Here is a 23,673-nt window from a genome sequence, read left to right on the forward strand (position 1 = left end):
TACGCCCGCCCCGCTACGCTGGTCTCGTCATCATTCGTCGAAAGGACGTCATATGTTCGAGATTATTGCCGCCGCGGCCGCGGGCCTGTTCGTCATCGCCGCCCTGGTCCTCGTGCGCAGTTGCGTGGTCTACATCCCCAACGACAAGATCGGGATCGTGGAAAAGAAATGGTCGGGGCGCGGCTCAGTGCAGGCCGGGTTCATCGCGCTGCAGGGCGAAGCGGGCTTCCAGCCGGACGTGCTGCGCGGGGGCTTCCACTTCTTCGCACCGTTCCAGTACCGCGTGCACCGGCAGAACCTCGTCACCATCCAGCAGGGCACCCTCGCCTACGTGTTCGCGCGCGACGGCCTGCCGATGGCGCCGAGCCAGAACCTCGGCTGCAACAAGACAGCGAACGACTTCACCGACGTCGCCGCGTTCCTCGCGCTGGGCGGCCAGAAGGGCCTGCAGCGCAAGATCCTGCGCGAGGGCACGTATGCCATCAACGTCGCGCAATTCGTCGTGCTCGCGGAAGACCGCGTGTATGCACTGCCGCTGCCGGGCGACGCCAACGTCGACGACAAGGGCGGCGTCCTGGGCATCCTGGCCGCCGTCCACGACGACCTCGTGGCGCGCGGCGGCTTCCGCCCGCTCGTGATCCGCGAAGACAAGCTGGCCGTCGTCACGACGCACGAAGGCCAGTCGCTGCCGGAAGGGACGATCGTCGCGCCCATCGTCGGCGCCGACCCGGCCGACGCGGCACGCTACCACCACGATTACCAGAATCCGGAGACGTTCATCGACGCGGGCGGCTACAAGGGCCGCCAGCTGCAGGTGCTCGTCGAGGGCACGTACTACCTGAACGCGCGCTTCGCGTCGTGGGAAATCGTGCCGAAGACGGAGGTGCCCGTCGGCTTCGTCGGCGTCGTCGTGTCGTACACGGGCAAGGCCGGCCTCGACCTGACGGGCGACGATTACCGCCACGGTGAACTCGTGGGCCCCGACGAAAAAGGCGTGCAGGCGACGCCCCTCCTGCCCGGCAAATACGCGCTGAACCCGTACGCGAAACGCGTGATCGAAGTGCCGACGACGAACTTCATCCTGAAATGGCAGGCCGGCGCCATCGGCTCGCACGAACTGGACAAGCACCTGTCCGAAGTGTCGCTGATCACGAAGGACGCGTTCGAGCCGGACCTGCCGCTGTCCGTCGTCGTCAACATCGACTACAAGATGGCGCCGCTCGTGATCCAGCGCTTCGGCGACATCCGCAAGCTCGTCGAACAGACGCTCGATCCGATGGTGGCCGCGTATTTCAAGAACGTCGGCCAGCGCAAGACCTTGATCGAACTGTTGCAGGAACGGTCGGACATCCAGGAACGCGCGATGGCGGAAATGCGCCGCAACTTCGAAGGCTATAACCTGACGTTGAACGAAGTCCTGATCGGCACGCCGCGCGCGAAGCAAGGCGACACGCAGATCGAGACGATCCTGCGCCAGCTGCGCGAGCGCCAAGTGTCGCGCGAGCAGCTGGAGACGTACCGCACAAAGGAAGCGGCCGCGCAGCAGGAACGCGTCCTGCGCGAAGCGGAGGCGCGCGCGAAGCAGCAGACGTCGATCACGGAATCGGAACTCGCCGTGCGCATCGCGGAAAACCAGGGCAGCGCCGCCGTGCAGAAAGCGATCAAGGCGGCCGAGGAAGCGCGCCAGAACGCGGCCGGCGCGGCCGACGCCAAGCGCCGCCTGGCCGAGGCGGAAGCGTTCCAGCTGGAGGCCGTCGGCCAGGCGCAGGCCAGGGCGACGAAGCTGAACGTGGCCGCGTACGGCGGCCCGGAACTGCAGTTCCAGCAGACCGTGCTGCTGCGCTTCGCCGAAGCCATCGAGCGAGGCCAGGTGGCGCTCGTGCCGTCGATCCAGGTGGGCGGCAAGGAAGGCGGCGGCACCGCCGTCGACGCGTTCCTCGCGATGGCCGTCAAACAGATGGCGATGCCGGCACCAGCGGTATCGTAGCCCGCTCGCGCCGGCGCGCGAAGTCGGACGCGATGCCGGCGCGGATCTGTTCCAGTTTGCGGCCGTCGCGGTACAGCAGGTTGTAGCTTTCGAACGGGACGAGGCGGCCGTCCGGCAGCGCGAAGTGGATGCACGATTTCTTCAGCGCGCGCACGTCCAGCGAATACGCATCCATGAACTGCACGATCAGCACGCGGAACACGTTGTCGTAGCGGAGTGCGGACGGCGCGCTGATCAGGGGCAGGCAGCACATCAGCTCCGACAGGCAGTTGGCCTGCGATTCCGGCGAGTGGTTCGTGGAAAGCAGCTTGAATACCTTGTCCTTCACGACGTCGCGCATGCCCGAATCATTCTCAAATAAGCGCTCGAACACGATCGTGTTGCCGCTGCCTTCGACGAGCGTCTGCGGATCGAGCCAGCGCGTCAGCGGCACGGTGCCGTCCGCCGTCTTGATCGCATACGCCATCGCCAGCGTGTCGGGGTTGCAGGGTACCGGCACGACGTCTTCCAGCGTGAACAGGCGGCTCTGCTCGGCGATGCGGCGGCGGATCTCGGACACCGTCAGGCGGTGCAGGCGCGGATCGTAGTCTTCCACGCGGCCCGCGTCCTGGATCGGCTGCAACGTCACGCCGCGCACGCACGGCTGTTGCAGCGCGAAGTCGATGATCTCGCCGATCTCGCCGTCGTTCAAGCCCTTCTTCAACGTGACGACGAGCGTCGTCGACAGCCCCGCCTCGTTCAGGTTGTCGAGGGCCTGGCGGCGGATGCGCGTGAGGTCGGCGCCGCGCAATTCGCGGTGCACGTCCGCGCGCAGCGAATCGAATTGCAAATAGACCTCGATGCCGGGCGCGTAGCCGGCCAGGCGCGCGACGAACGCCTTGTCCTGCGCGAGCACGATGCCGTTCGTGTTGACCATCACGTGCTTGATGGGGCGGGCCTTGGCGGCGTCGAGGATCTCCCAGAACTGCGGGTGCAAGGTGGGCTCGCCGCCGGACAGCTGCATCACGTCGGCCTCGCCTTCGTTGGCGACGATCGCGTCAAGCATGCGGACGACGTCGGCCAGCGGGCGATGGCGCTCGCGGTGCGTGCCGCTCTCCGCATAGCACACGGGGCAGTTCAGGTTGCAGTTGTCCGTGATCTCGACGACGGACAGGCACGAGTGCTGCATGTGGTCCGGACACAGCCCGCAGTCGTACGGGCAGCCGTATTCCATCTTCGTGTTGAACTGCTGCGGCATCTCCGGATGCTTGACGAAGACTTCGCGGCACAGCCGGTAGTACGCGACGTCGTCGCTGACGAGCACGCGCTCGGTGCCGTGCGCGCCGCACCACTTGTCCATGTAGACCTTGTCGTCCTTGAAGACGATCTTCGCTTCCACCGGGTGCAGGCAGGTCGAGCAGACGGACGTCGTCGTGTCGTAGAACAGGTACGGGCGGGATTTGCGGCTCATGGTTGTTCCTTGCGCTGGGGCCCTGGGTAATCTTGCTCGGATGCCGCGATCTGGCGTTGCAGTTCGGTGGCATGGCGTTCGGCGGCGGCGAAGTCTTCCGCCGACATGGCCGCGCGCGCCTTCGCGATCGCGTCGGTATCGCGCGTCAGCAGGAGAATGGCCTGCGCCTCCGCGCGCCGGACCGGCTCGATGTGCGACCCCGTCGCTTCCCACAACAGGTATCCTGGAGACGATGTGCTGCATGCGAGGATGCCGCGTGCATGCCAGATCCGGGCCTCCTCTGACCGCCCAGCCCTGCCCAGGGCCAGGCCCGCGCGCCCTGCGGGATTGCCCACGCCGGGAAGGTCGCACCCGTGGGCAAAAGCGCGCTGCAGCAGGACGATGCCGCGTTCGCGGTCGCGCAGGCCTTGCGGCAGGGTGAAATAGGTGCCGGCCCGTCCTTCCGCGAGGATGCTGCCGAGTCGCCCCATGGCCGGGCCATTGTCTTGCGCGGCCGCCTGTTCCAGCAGGGCCAATGCACGCCGCAGCTCGGCCGGGTCCTGGCCCGAGCCGGCCAACAGCTCATCGGCGAGCGCGAGGCGCGCCTTCGCATCGCCCGCCGCGGCAGCCGGTTCCAGCGCCGCGATGCGCCGCTGGCGCGCCGCTTCCATTTCACGCAGGCTGTTCCGGTACTGGACATTGCTGACGATGGACGCCGTGATGCAGCCCGTGCTGCCGACGCATGCAAGGGCGAGCAGCAGCGCGCCCGCGCGCGGCAATCTCGAACGAAGGAATGTCACGATCGCAGATTCTCCGTGGTTTGCCGCACGACGAACGGCAGGTAGCACACAAGCGCGGCAACGCACACGAGCTGGATGCCGGACAGCCCGAACGCATACGCATACGGCACCGGCTTGATGCCGTCCACGAGCAGGCGCCAGGCCAGGTAAGCCGCGAGATACAGCTTGAATGCGAGGCCGGGCGTGCGCGCGAGCGTTCCGCGCGCGTGCCACAGCATGCTGCCCGCTGCCAGCGCGAACACCATGTCGTAGACCTGCGTGGGATGGCGCGGGATGCCGTCGCCGAAGTCGACGCCCCACGGCATGCTGGTGGCCACGCCATACGTCCCGTCGTGCAGGCCGGCGAGGAAGCAGCCGATGCGGCCGACGACGGTGCCGACGACGAGCGGCAGGAGGAACTGGTCGCCCGTCGACCCGCGGATGCCGGCCAGCTTCTTGGCGATCTCCACGCCGAGCAGGCCGCCCAACAGCCCGCCGACGATCGACTGGCCCGACGCGATCAGGCGCCAGTCCGGAACGACGCCTTGCCACAGGTGCGGCATTTCGATCCAGAACACGACCTTGTTGCCGATGGCGGCGCCGAGGATGCAGCCGACGACGACGGCGAACGACCCTGGCTGCAGCAGCGCGGGTTGGCGGGCACGCCGGCGCTGCCAGCGGTACAGTTGCACGCCGCCGGCCAGTGCCAGCCATTCGAACACGAGGTGGACCGTCTGCGCCGTCGCGGCGGGAAGGATGGGACCCTTCATTCGCCGGCGGATGGGCGCCTGCGCCACAGCCTGACAATGGCGAATCCGCACACGGAGGCGATGCCGAGCCCGATCAGGCCGAAGACGAGCGCGATCGACGAGAAATTCTCGGGCCCGGGTGAGGACAGGCCGCCTAGCCCGCTGACGGTGCCGGCGATGCCGCACACGCCAAAGCCCACGAGCACCACGCACAGGAAGGCCGTCAAGATACCGCGAGCGATGTTGTTCATGGCAGCTCCAAAAAAATTGCCGCCATTACATCACATTCCGCGGGCTCAGGCTACGCCGTATTGCTGGCGATACGCGGCCACGGCGTCCTTGTACCGGGCCAGCTCGGGATTGGATTCCAGGTAGCCGAACAAATCGGCCAGGCTGGCGATCGAGATCACGGGAATGCCATAGGTCTGGCTGACTTCCTGCACCGCGGACAGCGGCGACAGCACGCCATCCTTGCCGCCCCGTTCCATGCGGTCGAGCGCGATCAGCACGGCGGCCGGTTCGGCGCCGGCGGCGCGGATCATCGCGACGGATTCGCGCACGGACGTCCCGGCCGAGATCACGTCGTCGATGATGACGACCTTGCCCGCCAGCTTGGCGCCGACGATGGTGCCGCCCTCGCCATGGTCCTTGGCTTCCTTGCGGTTGTAGGCGAACGACGTGTTGCGGCCTTTCGCCGCCAGCGCCACGGCCGTCGCGGAGGCCAGGGTAATGCCCTTGTAGGCGGGGCCGAACAGCATGTCGAATTCGAGGCCGGAATCGAGCAGGGTCTGCGCGTAGAAGTCGGCCAGCTTGCCGAGCGTCGCGCCGTCGTGGAACAGGCCCGCATTGAAGAAGTACGGCGACTGGCGGCCGGCCTTGGTGATGAACTGGCCGAACTTCAAGACTTCGGCTTCGACTGAAAACGCAATGAACTGTTGGCGCAGATTGTCCACGACACGACCCTCGAACTGTGAAAACCGGTATTGTAATCCGCCCTGCGCGCGCCCGCGCAGCCGGACGTCCACCAGCCGCGCGATGCGCCGCAGCCGGCGGTGCGCGCGTTCGGTGGCCCTGGCGTCCAGCGCGGTGCGCAGCGTGCGGCCCACCATCGCGAGGAATTCGTCCTCGGCGCGCCCGGCGGCCTCCAATGCCGTCACCAGTTCGACGTTGCGGGCATGGGCACGCGCGATTTCCGTGAGATGGCGCACGTGCTCCGTGGCGTCGCGCGTGAAGCAGCGCGAGTAGCGCAGGCGGCCATCCTCGAAACAGGCGTTCGAGCGAATCACGACCTGCCGGATCCTGCCGTCCTTGCAGCGCAAGCGGGCCGGCTGGTCGTGCACCGGCTCGCCCGCGGCCAGCCGTGCCAGCATGCCATCGACGACGGCCGGGTCGGCGTGGAAGCGGGCCACGTGGTGCCCGACATATTCTTCCCATCGGTAGCCGAGCATTTGCAGCTCGGCCTTGTTGGCCCACAGGATCGTGCCGTCGGCGCCCATCTGGTGCACGCCGATGGCCGCGTTCTCGACGATGTCGGCGAACTCGCGCTCGCGCCTGAGCAGGTCCTTTTCCGCCTGGCGGCGGCGCGCCGCCTCGGCCTGCAGCGCGTGCACTTTCTGCTCCAGCCGGACGAGGCCGATGTCGACGGGCTCCCCGGACGGCAGCGGCGCGGCGGCGTCCGCGCACGCGTGGTCGTGCTCGGCGCACACCTGGCGGAACACGTGCGCCGCATTGGCCGACGGGAACAGGGCCCACGGGTAGGCACAGAACAGCGAGAAATCGAGCTTCTTCGCCAGTTCGTTCCACAGCCGCTCGAGGTGCAGCGCCGCGTCGTAGCGGCCGCGCGCGCACAGCAGCGCCACCATTTCGCCGAACGCATGCACGGGTGCGCCGCCCGCGCACGCTTCCGCGACGACGCGGCCGACGGCGTACTCGAAGCGCGCCCGGTCGGGCCAGCCGTCGACCATGAAGCGCGCCAGCATCGCTTCCGCATCGAGCCACGTGACGTCCCACGACGGCGGCACGGCCCGCCCTTCCGCGCGCGCCAGCTCGTCCAGGCGCCGGCGCAGCGCATCGAGGTGCGCACCGGTGGCGATCACGATGCCCCGCCCCCGCGCGCGCAATGCGCGCTCGACGAAGGAGGCGACCTCGTCGAGCAACGTTTCGCTGTCATCGTAAAAACGGACGAAATGCCCCATCTTGCCGTGCTTACCGGACAACAAATCGTCAATCTTGATCAGCACGTCGATCCCTGGTGGATGAAAGGAAGCGCATCGGAACGTTATCTGGCAACACGTTGACGACTCGCATAGCAATAAATGAAACATGTCATTTTAACTATCCGTGTGACAACATCGACGGAGGTCGAGGTGGGTTTGATGTGGATCAAATAGACCACGCCGTGGCGATCGCGGACCGGTCGACGAACCGGTCCTCGGGCACGCAGCCGCCCCTCAGCCGACGTCAGCCACCAGCCGCACCACGAGATCGGGATTGACGGGCTTGACGAGGTGCCGGTCGAATCCGGCCTCGGCACTGCGCTCGCGGTCCGCGTCCAGGCCGTAACCGGTCAAGGCGACGAGCCGGCAAGGGTGGCCATCCAGCAGCACGCGCAGGCGGCGCGCCATCTCGTAGCCGTCGAGGACGGGCAGGCCGATGTCGAGCACGGCCATATCGGGCAGGAAGGCCGGCACGGCGGCCAGCGCGGCCACCGGCTCGTGGAACACACGTACCTCGTGGCCGTGCGCGGCCAGCAGGCGCGCCAGCGTGTCGGCGCCATCGACGTTGTCGTCCACCAGCAGCACGCGACGTCGTTCCGCGGCGGACGCGGGCCGCGCCGGGGCCACGTCCGGCGCCAGGCACGCGGCCGGGGCGCGCCGCGGCAGCAGCACGACGAATTCGCTGCCCGCGCCGGGTCCGTCGCTGTGCGCTTCCACGCGGCCGCCGTGCAGCTCGACGATGTTCTTCACGAGGGCCAGCCCGATGCCCAGGCCGCCCTCGGCGCGGTCGATGTTGCGCTGCCCCTGGAAGAACAGGTCGAACACGTGGGCGCGCAGTTCCGGCGTCATGCCGATGCCGGTGTCCGTGACGCTCAGGCGCACCGACGCATCATCCTCGCCGCGGGCGCGCAGCCGGACCCTGCCGCCGGGCGGCGTATAACGCGCCGCGTTGGTGAGCAGGTTCGACACGACCTGGGCCAGGCGCATCGGATCGCCCTCCCAGACCAGCCCCGGCTCGATCTCGACGTCGAGGTGGTGGCGGTGCTGCGCCAGCAACGGCCGGGCCATCTCGACGGCCTTGCCCAAAGGCTGGGCGAGCTCGATGCGCTCGCACTTCAACTCCACCTTCCCGCGCGTGACGCGCGACACGTCCAGCAAGTCGTCGACCAGCCGCACCAGGTGCTGCACCTGGCGTTCGATGATGCCGCGCTCGCGCTCGGCCCCGGTCTCGCCACGCAGGCGGATCAGCTCCAGCGCGCTGACGATCGGCGACAGCGGGTTGCGCAGCTCGTGGCCGAGCATGGCCAGGAATTCGTCCTTCGTCCGGTTGGCGGCCGTCAGTTCGGCCAGCAGCTCGGCGCGTTCGGCATGCGCGCGCTCGATTTCCTGACGCGTGCGCACCTGCTCGGTGACATCGACGGCAACGACGATCATGCCGCGCTCCTCGCCCTCCTCGACCGCCAGGGGTTCGACGCTGAACTTGAGGAAGCGTTCGTGTTCGCCGCCGGCCGCATCGCGCCACACCACACGCAGCTCTTCCGCGCGGGCAGCGCGGCCGGTGGCGTGGACCTGTGCCAGCAGATGGTGGATCTCGCCACCGCGCCATTCCGGAAAAGCCTGCAGCAGCGGCTGTCCCTCGATACCGTCGCGGCCGACCAGGTCGCGATAGCAGCGGTTCGCCAGGCGGAAGATGAAGTCGGGTCCCATCAGCAGCGTCGCCGCCACCGGAGCACCCAAGAGCATGCGGTCGCGCTGCCTGAGCGCCAGGTCGCGTTCGCGCCGTTCGGTCGCATCGCGCGTGAAGCAGCGGGTGTAGCGCAACTGGCCCTCCTCGAAACTGCCGTTCGAGTGGATCAGCACGTGCCGGATCGAGCCGTCCTTGCAGCGCAGCCGCGCCGGATGGTCGTACAGGGTGTCGCCGCGGGACAGCCGGGCGACGATGTCGTCGATGACGGGGCGGTCGACATGGAACTCGGCGATGTTGTGGCCGACGTACTCTTCCCAGCCGTAGCCCAGCATCTGCAACTCCGCGCGGTTCGCCCACAGGATCGTGCCGTCGGCGCCGACCCGGTGCAGCCCTTCGACCGCGTTCTCGACGAAGTCCGCCAGTTCGCGCTCGCTGCGGCGCAGCGCCTTGTCGCTGTCCCGGTACCGGGCGACCTCGCTGCGCAGCGCCCGCACTTCCTGCTCGAGCCGGACCCGGTCGATGTCGACGTCGCCCGCGGCCGCCAGATCCAGCGCCGTGTCGGCACAGGCATGATCGTGCTCGGCACACACCCGGCGGAAGGCGTGGGCCAGGTCGGGCGTCGGAAACGCATTCCACGGATAGGCACAGAACAGCGAGAACGACTGCCGCTGCGCCAGGTCGTTCCACAGCGCCTCCAATCGCAGCGCCGCATCGTGGGCCCCGCGGGCGCACAGCAACGCCACCATTTCGCCGAATGCATGCACCGTGGCGCCGCCGGCGCAGGCCGCGGCCACGGCGTTACCGACCGTAGCCTCGAACCGTGCCGCGTCCGGCCAGCCATCGACCATGAACCGCGCCAGCATGGCATCGGCATCCATCCAGGCGACGCGCACGGCGGCCGTGCCAAGGCGGCGGCGCAGCACGTCGACGTGGTCCGGCGTGGCGATCACGATACCTTTGCCGCCGGTGCCCGCGGCCTGGATGAGGAAGGCCGCGACTTCGTCCATCACGATGTCGCCGTCGTCGTAAAACCTTACGAAATGTCCGCTCTTGCCGTATTTTCCCGACAGCAGATCCTCGGATCTGATCAGCACACCAACTCCTTGCGCAGGTAGATGCGCCCGCGTATCGGGCACGACGCAGCAGCTTAACATGTTGTGCGTTTCAGTTAACATTTCGATGTATTCAAGCGAATCGCACTGTTAGCCGTAACATCAGGTACGGTCGTGTTGATGCAAGTCAAAACGCGCTACACTGTTGCCCTCATTTCGGCTCATTCCCTTTCGTTTCGATCATGCCAAGAATCATTTCCGCCAACCTGAACGGCATCCGCTCCGCCCACAAGAAGGGTTTCTTCAACTGGATGGCCAACCAGGACGCCGATTTCATCTGCGTCCAGGAGCTGAAGGCCCAGCAGGCCGACATGACGGAGGAATTCCTCGCGCCGCACGGCTACCACGGCCATTTCCACTATGCCGAGAAAAAGGGCTACTCGGGCACGGGCGTGTACAGCCGCACCAAGCCGGACACCGTCAAGACGGGCTTCGGCTGCACCGAATTCGACAACGAAGGCCGCTACACGCGCGCCGACGTGGGCGACCTGACCATCATTTCCGTGTACTGCCCGTCCGGCTCGTCGTCGCCGGAGCGCCAGGAAGCCAAGTTCCGCTTCATGGAAGTGTTCCTGCCCCACTTGCAGGAATTGCGGGCCGAGGGCCGCGAGATCGTCATCTGCGGCGACTGGAACATCGCGCACAAGGAAATCGACCTCAAGAACTGGAAGGGCAACCAGAAGAATTCGGGCTTCCTGCCGGAGGAACGCGCGTGGATGACGCGCATCTTCGACGAGCTGGGTCTCGTCGACGTCCACCGCGGCATCGACCAGCGGCCGGAACAATACACGTGGTGGAGCAACCGCGGCCAGGCCTGGGCAAAGAACGTGGGGTGGCGCATCGACTATCACGTCGCCACGCCGGGCATCGCCGCCCGCGCGCACGCCGTCTCGATCTACAAGGACGAGCGCTTCTCCGATCACGCTCCGCTGATCATCGACTACGTCTAAGTAGGGTGGGCACCCCGTGCCCACGCGTAACGTTTGCGTCATGCCGACGTTCGCGTGGGCACAGGGGTGCCCACCCTACGGATAGGCGCAAATGCCTCAACGCACGGGCCAGTCGAGCTCGCGCGCGCTTTCGAAACTGCGCGCTTCGCCCGTGAGCGGATCGTCGAACGCGATCGAGCGCGCCAGCAATTGCAGCGGCGCGGAAAAATCGTCGCCCTTGCACGGCAGCGCGACGGGATAGAACGCATCGTTCAGGATCGGCACGCCCAGCGACGCCATGTGCAGGCGCAGCTGGTGCTTGCGGCCCGTGTGCGGATGCAGGCGGTAGCGCGCCACCTCGCCGCGCGTTTCCAGCAGCTCGACGAACGTCTCCGAATTCGGCTCGCCCTCCTCTTCCCGCATCACGAAGAACTTGTCGCCGTCGACCATGCGGCTCTTGTACGTGAACGGGAAATCGCGCCCATGTAGCACGGGCGCCAGCGCCTCGTACACCTTGCGGATGCTGCGCTTCTGGAACATCGACTGGTACGTGCCGCGCGTGGCCAGGTTGTGCGAGAAGATGACGACGCCGGCCGTCTCGCGGTCGAGGCGGTGGATCGGCGTCAGGTGCGGCAGATCGAACTGCTGTTTCAGTCGCACGAGCAAGGTCTCGCGCAGGAAGCGTCCCGTCGGGATCATCGGCAGGAAGTGCGGCTTGTCGACGACGAGCAGGTGCTCGTCCTGGAAGATGACGCTCTCGGCAAACGGGATCGGCGTCTCGTGTTCCAGCTCGCGGTAGTACCAGATGCGCATGCCCTGGCGCACATGGCTGTCGGCCGACAGTGGCGTGCCCACGGCGTCGACGACGTCGCCGCGCGCGAGGCGCTCGGCCCACGAGGGCCCGGCCACGTCGCCAAAGCGTTCCTCGAGAAAGGCCAGCATGCCGCCGGTGCGGGTCTCGGTGATCCACAGATAGCTGGGCGCCACGCCATCCTTCACCGGCAGCGGCACGACGGCGTTGGCCGCGGCCTGGTGGCCCTTCCTGACGAAACGAACCATCTGCCCTCGTTTAGCGCTGCGCCACGTTGCTGCGGTACGGCGGCAGCCGGTCGACGGTGGTGCCCTTGCTGCGCGCGTACAGCGGCAGCAGCACGTTCATGTGGCTCTCGATCTGCTCGATGCGTTCGCCGCCGCCCGGGTGCGTGGACAGCAGCTCGATCGGCGCGCCGCTCTGGTTCAACACGGCCATCTTGTTCCACAGGGCAATGCCGGCGCGGGGGTCGTAGCCGGAGCGGGCAGCGATGTCCAGGCCCACGAGGTCGGCCTCGCGTTCCTCGTCGCGCGAGAATTTCAGCACGAGGAGCTGGCCGGCCGCGTTCGTGGCGCCGCGCACGTCCACGCCGAGCCACGCGGACAGCGCTGCGCCGCCCAGCTGGCTGGCGAGGCCCGTGGCCGTCGCCTTGCTCTGGCGGTCGCGCCCATGCTCGCGCAGCGCGTGCGCGATCTCGTGGCCCATGACGGCCGCGATCTCGTCGTCCGTGAGGCGCAGCTTGTCGATGATCCCGGTGTAGAACGCGACGCGGCCACCCGGCATGCAGAACGCATTCACCTCGTCGGACCTGAGCAGGTTGACCTGCCATTTCCACTGCTGCGCATCCGGGTTCCAGCGCACTGTGTTCGGGATGATGCGGCGCGCGATGGCGCGCAGGCGCCGCACCTGCGGATCGGACTCCGGCACGAGGGCGCCTTCCTGCCGGGCCTTGCTCATCAGCGCCAGGTATTGCTGGGCCGATTGCTCGTTGACGACCTGCTCGGGCGCGGCGATGTCGCGCCATACGCTGCCGATCCGGTTGCGGTTGAGCGGCTTGACGGCGATGCCGTCCTGCACGACCTGGTCCTGGTTCGGACGGTCGTCCTGGGCGCGCGCGGCGTGCGTCGGGGCACAGACGGACGCGCACAGCGCCAGCACGGCGGCCGCCCGGCGGGTACGCGCCCGGGTCTTGAAGATTGGGTTCATGGTTTTCTCCTGCAGAGTTCTAACGACATCATGCCCGCAGCGGACGCGTACGTACAACACGTTACGCGAGCGTATGATGACGTGCGCGGCCCGTGCGTGCAAGCGCGGGCCGCCGGACGGTCAGGCCTGGCCGACGAGATCGCGCTTGCGCAGGCGGAACACGGCGAGGCTGCCGCGCAGGTTCGGCAGGAACGACACGGGCTTGCCTTCGGCCAGCGCCACGTATTCCAGCACTTCCAGCCCGCATTTCTCGGCCAGCTCCTTGAAGTCGTAGATCGTCGCGTAGCGCAGGTTCGGCGTGTCGAACCATTGGTACGGCAACGAGCGCGACACGGGCATGCGGCCCTTCAGCAGCGCGGCGCGGTGCGGCCAGTAGGCGAAGTTCGGGAACGACACGATCGCCTCCTTGCCGACGCGGACGATGTCGCGCAGGCGCGCCTCCACGTGCTGCATCATCTGCAGCGACGACAGGCACAGGACCATGTCGAACGCGTCGTCGGCGAACAGGTCGAGACCCTGCTCCATGTCGTGCTGGATCACGCTGATGCCGCGCTGCGTGCTTTCCAGGACCTTGTCGTCGGCGATCTCCACACCATAGCCCGTGCAGTGCTTGGCCTTTTCCAGGTAGCGCAGCATGGCGCCATCGCCGCAGCCGACGTCCAGCACGTGCGCGCGCTCGTTCACCCAGTGCGCGATGAATGCCAGGTCGGGACGGAGGGTGCTCAGGTCTTCGAATTTCATGCGGCCTCCTTCTGCTCGCCCGCGATGCGCTCGAAGTAGGCACGCACGATGTTCATGTAGCGCGCGTCCTCGAGCAGGAAGGCGTCGTGGCCGTGCGGCGCGTCGATCTCGGCATACGTGACCTTGCGGCGGTTGGCCAGCAGGGCCTCGACGATTTCGCGGCTGCGCTCCGGCGAGAAGCGCCAGTCGGTCGAGAACGACGCGACGAGGTATTGGGCGCGCGTGTTTTCCAGCGCCTTCGCCAGGTTGCCGCCGTGCTCGCGCGCCGGGTCGAAATAGTCGAGCGCCTTCGTGATCAGGAGATACGTGTTGGCGTCGAAGTATTCGGAGAACTTGTCGCCCTGGTAGCGCAGGTACGACTCGATCTCGAAGTCGATGCCGAAGTCGAACTTGTACTCGTTGTTCTCGGCCGCGTTGCGCAGCTTGCGTCCGAATTTCTCGGCCATGTCGTCGTTCGACAGGTACGTGATGTGGCCGACCATGCGCGCCACCTTCAGGCCGTTCTTCGGCACGACGCCGTGTTCGTAGAAGTCGCCGCGGCGGTAGTCCGGATCGGTGAGGATCGCCTGGCGCGCCACGTCGTTGAACGCGATGTTCTGCGCCGAGAGCTTGGGCGTCGACGCGATCACGATGCAGTGGCGCAGGCGCTCAGGGAACATGATGCTCCATGCGAGGGCCTGCATGCCGCCCAGCGAGCCGCCCATCACGGCCGCGAAGCGTTCGATGCCGAGACGGTCCGCGAGGAGCGCCTGCGCCGCCACCCAATCCTCCACCGTCACGACGGGGAATGCGGCGCCGTACGGCTTGCCGGTGGCCGGGTTCGTGTGCATGGGGCCCGTGGAACCGAAGCAGGAACCGAGGTTGTTGACGCCGATGACGAAGAAGCGGTCCGTGTCGACAGGCTTGCCCGGGCCGACCATATTGTCCCACCAGCCGGCGCTCTTCGGCTGGTCGGCGTAATGGCCCGCCACGTGGTGCGACGCGTTCAGCGCGTGGCAGATCAGCACCGCGTTCGACTTGTCGGCGTTCAGCGTGCCGTACGTTTCATACATCAGCGTGTAATCGCCGAGGGCCGCGCCGCTGCGCAGGCGTAAAGGTTCGGCGAAGTGCATCGCCTGGGGGGAGACTATTCCGATCGATCCCATGAAGACTCGTTATATTGTTTGTTGCGTGCGATGACTAGACGGACTGCAGCTGCTCCACGGCTTCGGCGATGGCCGTCGGTTCCATCGCGCGCAGGATGCGCCGCGTGCGCGGCACGAGCCGCGTCAGGTCGCTGGCCAGGATTTCCTGCTTGACGGCCAGCAGCTGGGCCGGATGCATCGAGAACTCGCGCAGGCCCATGCCCAGCAACAGGCGCGTGAGCTTGACGTCGCCCGCCATCTCGCCGCACACGGCCACGTCGATGCCGGCCTTGTGCCCGGCCTCGATCGTCATCGCGATCAGGCTCAGTACCGCCGGGTGCAGCGGATTGTACAGGTGCGCCACCTCGTAGTCGACGCGGTCGATCGCCAAGGTGTACTGGATCAGGTCGTTGGTGCCGATGGAGAGGAAGTCGAGGCGCTTGACGAACATCGGCAGCGCCAGGGCGGCGGCCGGGATCTCGATCATGGCGCCGACTTCCACCGCCTCGTCGAACTTGACGTTCTGTTCGCGCAGCTGGGCCTTGGCCTGGGCGATCATGTTCAGCGTCAGGTCGATCTCGAACGCGTGCGCCAGCATCGGGATCAGGATGCGCACTTTGCCGAACGCGGAAGCGCGCAGGATCGCGCGCAGCTGCGTGAGGAACATCTGCGGTTCCGCGAGGCAGTAGCGGATCGCGCGCAGGCCCAGCGCCGGATTCAGCGCCGTGTGCTCGGTCTGGTCGAGCGGCTTGTCGGCGCCCACGTCGAGCGTGCGGATCGTGACGGGCCGTCCCTTCATCGCCAGCACGGCCTTGCGGTACTGCTCGAACTGCTCGTCCTCGTCCGGCACGCGCAGGCCCTGCGCGCCGCGTCCCATGAACAGGAATTCGGAGCGGAACAGGCCCACGCCGACGGCGCCCGCGTCCAGCGCGGGGCCGCAATCGTCGGGCAGCTCGATGTTCGCGAGCAGCGTGATCGGCGTGCCGTCCTTCGTGACGGCCGGCGTCTTCTTCAGCTTGAGCAGGCGCTTCCTGGCCTTCAGCAGCGAGGCCTGGCGCGCGCGGTACTGCTCCATCACGAGCGCGCTCGGGTTGCAGATGACGACGCCGGCATCGCCGTCGACGATCACCCAGTCGTCCTGCTCGATCAGGCGCGACGCCTGGCTCATGCCGACGGCGGCCGGGATGTCGAGGCTGCGTGCGACGATCGCCGTGTGCGAGTTCTGGCCGCCGACGTCCGTGACGAAGCCGACGAACGAGCGGTCGCGGAACGCGAGCATGTCGGCCGGCGAGATGTCGTGCGCGACGACGATCATCTGCGGCTGGAAGTGATCTTCGCCGACCGGCGGCGGGGCCGGCAGCGCGGTCCCCATCAGCACCTTGAGCACGCGCTCGGCCACCTGCTGGATGTCCTGCTTGCGCTCGCGCAGGTACTCGTCCTCGATCTCGTCGAACTGCGCGGACAGCTCGTCGATCTGCGTGACGAGCGCCCATTCCGCGTTGTAGTGGCGACTGCGGATGATGTCGAGCGGCGCCTCCGAGATCATCGGATCGGACAGGATCAGCACGTGCACGTCGATGAACGCGCCCAGCTCCGTCGGTGCTTCCTTCGGCAGCTCGGTCCACAGTTCCTGCAGGTTGCGGTGCACTTCGGCGATCGCGTCCTGAAGGCGTTTCACTTCGGCCTCGACCTGCTCTTCCGGCACGAGGTAGTGCTTGACGTCGAGCGCGGCCGGCGTGAGCAGGTGCGCACGGCCGATCGAGATCCCGCGCGAGACGGGGATGCCGTGCAGTGTGAACGATGCCATGGAGGGTCCCGGGTGACGTCCGCCTCGTGGATCAGGCATTACTCGCCTTCGCCGAACTTGTCGTTGATCAGCGCGGTGAGCGCCGCCATGCATTCCTGTTCGTCGGGACCGTCCGCCTCGAGCGTCACCTTGGCGCCCTTGCCGGCCGCGAGCATCATGACGCCCATGATCGACTTGGCGTTGATGCGGCGCGCGTTGCGGGTGAGCCAGACGTCGCTCTGGAACTTGGCGGCCAGCTGGGTGAATTTGGCGGACGCGCGGGCATGCAGGCCCAGCTTGTTGACGATCTCGAGTTCCTGTTGAATCATGTTGTAGTTGTCGTTTCTCTCGTTGTCGGTCCGCTCAAGTGCCGAGCCGGATCCGGTTGTCTACCCTGACCGCGCCATTCTGGGCGCCGGCCAATGCCATCTCGACCACCACGTCCAGCGTATCGCGCCGGTACGTGATCGCCCGCAGCAGCATCGGCAGGCTGATGCCTGCGATGATTTCCACGCGTCCCGCCTCCGCCAGCGAATTGCAGCAGTTCGACGGCGTGCCGCCCTTGATGTCGGTGATGACCAGCACGCCGTCGCCTTCGTCCAGGCGCTGGATCGCGCTCTTGGCCAGGGCGTTGATCTCGTTCGTGTCCTGGTCCGCCGTCACGTCGATCGCTTCGAAGCGCTCCGTCGGGCCGCGGAACACGTGCGCGACCGCGGCGATGAATGCCTGGCCCAGTGGAGCGTGGGTCATCAGCAGAATACCTACCATGTGTCAGTTTCCTGTTACCCGGGCCTCGACGGCGTCGATGAACATCGCCGCGACGTCGAAACCGGTCTGGTCGGTGATCTCCTGGAAGCAGGTGGGGCTGGTGACGTTCACCTCGGTCAGGAAATCGCCGATCACATCCAATCCTACCAGCAACAGACCACGCGCGGCCAGCACCGGGCCGAGACTTTCCGCGATCTCGCGGTCGCGCTCGGACAGCGGCTGCGCGACACCGGTGCCGCCGGCGGCGAGATTGCCGCGCACTTCGCCCGCCTGCGGGATGCGCGCCAGCGCGAACGGGACCGGCTTGCCGTCGATGACGAGCACGCGCTTGTCGCCCTTGACGATGGCGGGGATGTATTTCTGCGCCATGATCGTGCGCGCACCGTTCTCCGTCAGTGTCTCGATGATGGAGCCCAGGTTCAGGCCGTCGTCGCGGACGCGGAAGATGCCGGCGCCGCCCATGCCGTCCAGCGGCTTGAAGATCACGTCGCCGTGCTCGGCGTGGAAGGCGCGCAGCCGGGTGCCGGACGACGAGACGAGCGTGGGCGACGTGAACTGGCTGAACTGGGCGATCGACAGTTTTTCGTTGTGGTCGCGGATCGCTTGAGGTTTGTTGAAGACGCGCGCGCCCTGGCGCTCGGCCATCTCCAGCAGGTAAGTGCCGTACACGTACTCCATGTCGAACGGCGGGTCCTTGCGCTGGATGACGGCGTCGAAGTCGGACAGCGGCACGGTATCGGTGTCGCCTTCGCGGTACCAGTCGTCGGCGTCGCCGGTCAGCGTGATCTCCGTGGCCTCGGCGGTCACGACGCCCTCTTCCAGCACCATGTGGCGCTGTTCGAAGGCATACAGCCGGTGGCCGCGCCGCGCCGCCTCGCGCATCATCGCGAACGTCGAGTCCTTGTAGATTTTGAAGCCGGACAGCGGATCGGCGAGAAAAGCGATTTTCATGATGGTCCCAGGGAAGGCAATGCCACGATTTTAGCCGGAAACGCGGATGTTCGCGGAAAGGCGGCCACGGCCGGGGGACGGGTTACCGGGGCAGCTTCCTCTTGGCAAAATGTCATCCATTCCTCCGACGTTTGCGTCCCCTCAAACGTGCTCCCTGCCCGATCGGGAAGATGGCATCGCAGGAGGGGAACATGAACGACGGAGCAGAACAGGAGCGGATCAACCGGATCTACCGCGCATGGCATGGGGGCGCCGCGCTGGCGAAGTACGCGTGGTACCGGCCCGACGTCGTCCGCCAGACGGCGGCGCGGTCGCGCGTGCTGGCGGCGCTGCTGCCGCTGACGGTCGGGCGCGACCTGTCCTCCGTGCGCGCGCTCGACGTCGGCTGCGGCAACGGCGGCTTCCTGCGCCAGCTGATCGACTGGGGCGCCCTGCCCGCGCATCTCGCCGGCACGGAACTCCAGCAGGACCGGCTGGACCAGGCCCGCGCCCGCACGGCGCCCGGCGTCCACTGGCACCTGGGCCACCTCGACGCCTTTCCCGACGCGAGCCTCGACCTCGTCTGCGCGCACACCGTGTTTTCCTCGATCCTCGACGACGACATGCGGCGCGGCCTGGCCGCCGACATGTGGCGCGTGCTACGCCCCGGCGGCTGGACGATGATCTTCGATTTCCGCTACAGCAATCCGCGCAATGTCCACGTGCGCAAGGTGACGGACGTCGAGCTGCTGCGCTTCTGGCCCGCGGCCAGCCGTCACTACCGCACCCTCGTGCTGCTGCCGCCGCTGGGCCGGGTGCTGGCGGCGCTGCCGTGGCTGATCCCGGAAACGCTGGCGACCTTGCTGCCGCCGCTGCGCTCGCATTTCATCTACATGGCGCAAAAGCCGGAGACGGAGCGTCAGGCGGATATGCCGTAGGGTGGGCACCCCTGTGCCCACGCGTGACGTTTGCGGTTTGTTGGCGTTCGCGTGGGCACCGGGTGCCCACCCTATGACTCGGTGCGCCAATAACGGCGTCAATAAATTTCCGGATCCGGATCCGTCCGCTCCAGCTCGAGCGACGCCGCCAGCAACGCAAGCCGCGCCACGACGCCGTACACATAAAAGCGGTTCGGCGCCGCCGTCCCCGGCTTGGCCTTCAGGTCGGGCACGGCATGCTGCTGCGCGAACGCGAGCGGCACGTATTGCGAGCCCGGCGCGTTCAGGTTCTGGTCGACGCCCCGCTCCGCGTGCACACGGTAGAAGCCGCCGACGACGTAGCGGTCGATCATGTACACGACCGGCTCCGCCACCGCGTCGTTGATCGACTCGAACGTGGGCACGCCTTCCTGGATCATCACGTCCGTGACGGTGACGCCATCCTTGATCACGGACATCTTGTTGCGCTGCTTGCGGTTCAGGTCCTTGACCTCGCTCGCATCCTTGACGGTCATGATACCCATGCCGTACGTGCCCGCATCCGGCTTGACGATGACGAAGGGTTTTTGGTCCTTCATCCCGTATTCCTTGTACTTCTTCTTGATCTTCGACAGCAGCGCCGACACGTTATCGGCCAGGCACTCCATGCCGACGTCTTCCTGGAAATTGACCTCGCCGCATTTGCTGTGCAGCGGGTTCACGAGCCATGGGTCGATGTCGATCAGCTTGCCGAACTTCTTGGCGACTTCGTCGAACGCCTTGAAGTGATTGCTCTTGCGGCGCACGGCCCAGCCGGCGTGCAGCGGCGGCAGCAGCGACTGCTCGTGCACGTTTTCCAGGATGCTGGGGATGCCGGCGGACAGGTCGTTGTTCAGCAGGATCGTGCACGGGTCGAAGTCGGCCAGGCCCACGCGACGGCCGTTCGGCGAGCGCACCAGGGGTTCCACGACCAGCATGTTCCCGTCCGGGAGGGCGAGCGGCGTCGGCTCCGTCACCTCGGGCGACAGCGAGCCCAGGCGCACGTGCAGGCCCGTCTGGCGGAAGATCTGCATCAGCCGCTGCACGTTCTGCAGATAGTACGGATTGCGCGTATGGCTTTCCGGGATCAGGAGGAGGTTGCGCGCGTCCGGGCAGTATTTGTCGATCGCGGCCATGGCGGCCTGCACCGTCAGCGGCAGCATTTCCGTCGACAGGTTGTTGAAGCCGCCCGGGAACAGGTTCGTATCCACCGGCGCCAGCTTGTAGCCCGCGTTGCGCAGGTCCACGGAGCAGTAGAACGGCGGCGTATGCTCCTGCCACTCGAGGCGGAACCAGCGTTCGATCGCGGGCGTGGCTTCGAGGATTTTCTTTTCCAGGTCCAGCAGGGGACCGGTCACGGCAGTGGCGAGGTGGGGAACCATAAAAATGACGTCCTTCGGGCTTCTTGGCGATATGGTAAGCCGAGATTGGGGTGAACCATCATTTTTTAAAGACCTATATTCGTTCAGGCAACAAAAAAGCGCCAAGAAGGCGCTTTTTTGAAAGCGCCAAGAAGGCGCTTTTTTGAAAGCGCCCAGTGGGCGCTTTTTTGAACCGAATTAACGGATTGACAATCAGGAGTGGTAAGCCTGCTCGCCGTGGCTCGTGATGTCCAGGCCTTCGCGCTCTTCCTCTTCCGGAACACGCAGGCCCACGATGACGTCGACGATCTTGTACGCGACGAACGACACGACGGCCGACCACACGATGGTGGTGCCAATGGCTTCCGCCTGCACCAGCACCTGGTGGCCGATCGAGTACGGATCGGCGGACATCTTGTTGGTGACGTAGTCGAAGATGCCCTGGCCGCCCAGCTGCGGTGCCGCGAACACGCCGGTCAGCAGCGCGCCCAGGATACCGCCCACGCCGTGCACGCCGAACACGTCCAGCGAGTCGTCGGCGCCGATCATGCGCTTCAGGCCGTTCACGCCCCACAGGCAGACGATGCCGGCGACGAGACCGATGATCAGTGCGCCCATCGGACCGACGTAGCCGCAGGCCGGGGTGATGGCGACGAGGCCGGCGACGGCACCCGAGGCACCGCCCAGCATGGACGGCTTGCCCTTGGTGATCCATTCGCCGAAGACCCACGACAAGGTGGCGGCCGCGGTGGCCAGCAGGGTGTTGACGAAGGCCAGTGCAGCCACGTCGCCCGCTTCCAGTGCCGAACCGGCGTTGAAGCCGAACCAGCCCACCCACAGCAGCGACGCGCCGATCATGGTCATCGTCAGCGAGTGCGGGGCCATCGATTCACGGCCGTAGCCGACGCGCTTGCCGATCAGGACCGCACCGACGAGGCCTGCGATGGCGGCGTTGATGTGCACCACGGTGCCGCCCGCGAAGTCGAGGGCGCCCTTCTGGAACAGCCAGCCGGCCTTGGCTGCCTCGGCATCGGCAGTGGCTGCCGTGATGGCATCCGGACCGGTCCAGAACCAGACCATGTGGGCGACCGGCAGGTAGCCGAACGTGAACCACAGCACGATGAACAGCAGCACGGCCGAGAAGCGTGCGCGCTCCGCGAAGGCGCCGATGATCAGGCCGCAGGTGATGGCCGCGAACGTGCCCTGGAACGCCACGTACACGAATTCAGGGATGACGACGCCCTTGCTGAACGTGGCGGCCGTCGAGAACGACGCCTTGACCGGATCCCAGATCCCGTTCAGGAACAAGCGGTCGAAGCCACCGATGAACGCGGTCTTCTCCGTGAACGCCAGCGAGTAGCCGTACAGGCACCACAGGACGATGATGACGGCGAAGATCATGAACACCTGCAGCAGGATCGACAGCATGTTCTTCGAACGGACCAGGCCGCCGTAGAACAGGGCCAGGCCCGGGATCGTCATCATGATCACCAGCAGCGTGGACACCATCATCCAGGCGGTGTCGCCCTTCTGCGGGGTGGGTGCGGCAGCCGGCGCTGCGGCAGGGGCCGGTGCGGCGGCAGCGGCCGCAGCGGCAGGGGCCGGCGCAGCGGCCGGAGCGGCAGCGGCGTCGGCAGCCGGTGCGCTCGCAGCCGGGGCTGCGGCTACTGCCGGTTTTGCAGCGTCCTGGGCCATGGCGGGGGCCGATGCGGCCAGCGCCAGGGCGACGGAGACGCCTGCGATCAGTTTCGTGATGGAGTGGATCATCGGATTCCCCTTACAGCGCTTCGTTGCCGGTTTCACCGGTACGGATACGAACGACTTGCTCCAGATTGGAGACGAAGATTTTGCCGTCACCGATCTTGCCGGTGCGGGCGGCGGTCTGGATGGTGTCGATCACCTGGTCGACGATCGCATCGTCCACCGCTGCCTCGATCTTGGTCTTCGGCAGGAAGTCGACGACGTATTCCGCACCGCGATACAGCTCGGTATGGCCCTTCTGGCGACCGAAACCCTTCACTTCGGTCACCGTGATGCCCTGGACATTGATTTCCGACAGGGCTTCACGCACCTCGTCCAGCTTGAAGGGTTTGATGATGGCGGTAATCATTTTCATACGATTGCCTCTTCAGAAAGTTTTTGAAACGGTGAGCAGTGCCGCGGACTTGCCCAGGTTTTCCGCGGACGGGCTCCGATAGGCACTGGTGTTGGCCTTGATATAGGCCAGGGCAACCGAGCAGCCCCCCAGATCCTTGGTCACGCCGATCTTGTAGTCCGAATAGGACAGCGCATCGTTGTGACGTACGTTCTGGTGGCCGGCGTGCAGGTTCAACGTGAAGCCGTTGGTGAGGTCGACGTTGGCGCCGACGTCCAGATAACCGCTGCCCTTGCTGTCCGCAGTGCCGAACAGGTTGGTCAGCGAATGCGAGTACTTGACGTAGGCAGGGCCGTAGCCGAGCTGGCCGTACAGTTCGAACGTGTTGGCGTTCGGATGCAGGCCATTGCTCGGGTAGAAGTAGTACAGGCCGCCAACGTCGTACGAGATGTCGGAAGTGATGTTGCCGCGCTTGCCGCCGTAGAGATCCCATTCGACGTCGCCGCTGCCGCCCGCGTCCTTGGTCCACTTGATGGTGGACAGCCAGGTGCCCGCGTACAGGCCGGTCGGGTTGTGCGTGTAATCGGCACCGCCCTGGAGCGCAGGGTCGAGACGGGACTGGGAAATGCCGCGGTAACGGTAATCGCTCGTAACGGCCAGGTTGTAGCTCACTTCGTTGTCCGGCTTCTGCTCCTCGGCGCCGGCCAGCCCGATACCGAGGCTCCACAGGCTTGCTGCCAGTACTGCGACGCGGGGCCAATTGCTGTTACGACGCTTCATAGACACTCCCTTGGTAGTTGAACATGTTATTGAGTTGCGGTTTACAATCCGAGGTTGCGACCTCGTTATGGTTGATGGTTGATTAGCAGGATGCGTGCCATCCCCATCCAAGGCGGGTGCCGGCTTGTTTTCCTGGCTAAACACCCCCACTTTTTTGGTTTCAAAAAGTAAACGAGACCAGGACGCGTGCTCCGCAACGGTGCACGCACCAATTCGGGTATGTACGC

The 23,673-nt window shown here is 66.3% G+C and carries 21 protein-coding genes and 1 pseudogene; 3 read left to right on the forward strand and 19 right to left on the reverse strand.

Features of this window, described 5'->3' with window-relative positions; genetic code table 11:
* The first annotated feature begins 52 nt into the window (after positions 1-52).
* Positions 53-1,987 carry an SPFH domain-containing protein gene (locus HAV22_RS23925; protein WP_166862517.1) on the forward strand — a complete coding sequence of 645 codons (1,935 nt, stop codon included), beginning with the start codon at positions 53-55 and terminating at the stop codon, positions 1,985-1,987.
* On the opposite strand, the gene HAV22_RS23930 is transcribed toward HAV22_RS23925, so the two are convergent.
* The 7 genes and pseudogenes from HAV22_RS23930 to HAV22_RS23965 all read right to left on the reverse strand — a co-directional run bounded on the left by HAV22_RS23930 (position 1,950) and on the right by HAV22_RS23965 (position 9,941).
* Positions 1,950-3,437 carry a radical SAM protein gene (locus HAV22_RS23930; RefSeq protein ID WP_166862519.1) on the reverse strand — a complete coding sequence of 496 codons (1,488 nt, stop codon included), beginning with the start codon at positions 3,435-3,437 and terminating at the stop codon, positions 1,950-1,952. The two genes, HAV22_RS23925 and HAV22_RS23930, sit on opposite strands and share 38 nt — an antisense overlap.
* A complete protein-coding gene (locus HAV22_RS23935; protein ID WP_166862521.1) occupies positions 3,434-4,216 on the reverse strand; it encodes a hypothetical protein in 783 nt (260 codons plus the stop codon). Before HAV22_RS23935 ends, HAV22_RS23930 begins: the two co-directional genes overlap by 4 nt.
* A complete protein-coding gene (locus tag HAV22_RS23940) occupies positions 4,213-4,965 on the reverse strand; it encodes a prolipoprotein diacylglyceryl transferase (protein WP_166862522.1) in 753 nt (250 codons plus the stop codon). Before HAV22_RS23940 ends, HAV22_RS23935 begins: the two co-directional genes overlap by 4 nt.
* Entirely contained in the window at positions 4,962-5,195 is a 234-nt protein-coding gene (locus HAV22_RS23945; RefSeq protein WP_166862525.1) for a hypothetical protein, read from the reverse strand. The genes HAV22_RS23940 and HAV22_RS23945 overlap by 4 nt, the downstream gene beginning before the upstream one ends.
* 45 nt (positions 5,196-5,240) lie before the next feature.
* Positions 5,241-5,897: an orotate phosphoribosyltransferase gene (gene pyrE, locus HAV22_RS31360; RefSeq protein WP_166862627.1), complete on the reverse strand. Its 657-nt coding sequence runs from the start codon at positions 5,895-5,897 to the stop codon at positions 5,241-5,243.
* A gap of 261 nt (positions 5,898-6,158) precedes the next feature.
* Positions 6,159-7,268 (reverse strand): annotated as a pseudogene (locus HAV22_RS31365) (MEDS domain-containing protein); the annotation flags it as partial.
* A 126-nt stretch (positions 7,269-7,394) separates the two neighbouring features.
* Complete coding sequence (locus HAV22_RS23965; protein WP_371869723.1) at positions 7,395-9,941, reverse strand: ATP-binding protein; 2,547 nt, start codon at positions 9,939-9,941, stop codon at positions 7,395-7,397.
* Positions 9,942-10,141: 200 nt separating this feature from the next.
* Here HAV22_RS23965 and HAV22_RS23970 point away from each other — a divergent pair, with 200 nt between their 5' ends.
* Positions 10,142-10,909, forward strand: a complete 768-nt coding sequence (locus HAV22_RS23970) for an exodeoxyribonuclease III (RefSeq protein ID WP_166862529.1) — start codon at positions 10,142-10,144, stop codon at positions 10,907-10,909.
* Between the two features lie 96 nt (positions 10,910-11,005).
* Here HAV22_RS23970 and HAV22_RS23975 read toward each other — a convergent pair whose 3' ends face one another.
* The 8 genes from HAV22_RS23975 to gshB all read right to left on the reverse strand — a co-directional run bounded on the left by HAV22_RS23975 (position 11,006) and on the right by gshB (position 18,275).
* Complete coding sequence (locus HAV22_RS23975; RefSeq protein WP_166862531.1) at positions 11,006-11,947, reverse strand: RluA family pseudouridine synthase; 942 nt, start codon at positions 11,945-11,947, stop codon at positions 11,006-11,008.
* A 10-nt stretch (positions 11,948-11,957) separates the two neighbouring features.
* On the reverse strand, positions 11,958-12,905 hold the full coding sequence (locus tag HAV22_RS23980; RefSeq protein WP_166862533.1) for a M48 family metallopeptidase: 948 nt from the start codon (positions 12,903-12,905) through the stop codon (positions 11,958-11,960).
* Positions 12,906-13,025: 120 nt separating this feature from the next.
* Positions 13,026-13,646: a methionine biosynthesis protein MetW gene (metW, locus tag HAV22_RS23985; RefSeq protein WP_166862535.1), complete on the reverse strand. Its 621-nt coding sequence runs from the start codon at positions 13,644-13,646 to the stop codon at positions 13,026-13,028.
* Complete coding sequence (gene metX, locus HAV22_RS23990; protein ID WP_229421397.1) at positions 13,643-14,758, reverse strand: homoserine O-succinyltransferase MetX; 1,116 nt, start codon at positions 14,756-14,758, stop codon at positions 13,643-13,645. Before metX ends, metW begins: the two co-directional genes overlap by 4 nt.
* Before the next feature lie 67 nt (positions 14,759-14,825).
* Entirely contained in the window at positions 14,826-16,577 is a 1,752-nt protein-coding gene (gene ptsP / locus HAV22_RS23995) for a phosphoenolpyruvate--protein phosphotransferase (protein WP_166862539.1), read from the reverse strand.
* 38 nt (positions 16,578-16,615) lie between these two features.
* On the reverse strand, positions 16,616-16,885 hold the full coding sequence (locus HAV22_RS24000; protein WP_166862541.1) for an HPr family phosphocarrier protein: 270 nt from the start codon (positions 16,883-16,885) through the stop codon (positions 16,616-16,618).
* Positions 16,886-16,919: 34 nt separating this feature from the next.
* Entirely contained in the window at positions 16,920-17,324 is a 405-nt protein-coding gene (locus HAV22_RS24005; protein ID WP_166862543.1) for a PTS sugar transporter subunit IIA, read from the reverse strand.
* A gap of 3 nt (positions 17,325-17,327) precedes the next feature.
* Entirely contained in the window at positions 17,328-18,275 is a 948-nt protein-coding gene (gene gshB, locus HAV22_RS24010; protein WP_166862545.1) for a glutathione synthase, read from the reverse strand.
* Between the two features lie 191 nt (positions 18,276-18,466).
* Between gshB and HAV22_RS24015 the strand changes: the two genes are divergently transcribed.
* Positions 18,467-19,192, forward strand: coding sequence for a class I SAM-dependent methyltransferase (locus tag HAV22_RS24015; protein WP_229421391.1), 726 nt, complete (start codon positions 18,467-18,469; stop codon positions 19,190-19,192).
* Between the two features lie 98 nt (positions 19,193-19,290).
* Here HAV22_RS24015 and gshA read toward each other — a convergent pair whose 3' ends face one another.
* The 4 genes from gshA to HAV22_RS24035 form a co-directional block, all read right to left on the reverse strand.
* Entirely contained in the window at positions 19,291-20,592 is a 1,302-nt protein-coding gene (gshA, locus tag HAV22_RS24020) for a glutamate--cysteine ligase (RefSeq protein ID WP_025511598.1), read from the reverse strand.
* Positions 20,593-20,784: 192 nt separating this feature from the next.
* Positions 20,785-22,338: an ammonium transporter gene (locus HAV22_RS24025; protein ID WP_166862549.1), complete on the reverse strand. Its 1,554-nt coding sequence runs from the start codon at positions 22,336-22,338 to the stop codon at positions 20,785-20,787.
* Between the two features lie 10 nt (positions 22,339-22,348).
* Complete coding sequence (locus tag HAV22_RS24030) at positions 22,349-22,687, reverse strand: P-II family nitrogen regulator (protein WP_166862551.1); 339 nt, start codon at positions 22,685-22,687, stop codon at positions 22,349-22,351.
* 12 nt (positions 22,688-22,699) lie between these two features.
* Positions 22,700-23,446: a TorF family putative porin gene (locus tag HAV22_RS24035; RefSeq protein ID WP_166862553.1), complete on the reverse strand. Its 747-nt coding sequence runs from the start codon at positions 23,444-23,446 to the stop codon at positions 22,700-22,702.
* Positions 23,447-23,673: the final 227 nt, after the last annotated feature.

Source organism: Telluria antibiotica (genome assembly GCF_011682055.1).
Classification (GTDB): Bacteria; Pseudomonadota; Gammaproteobacteria; order Burkholderiales; family Burkholderiaceae_D; genus Telluria; species Telluria antibiotica.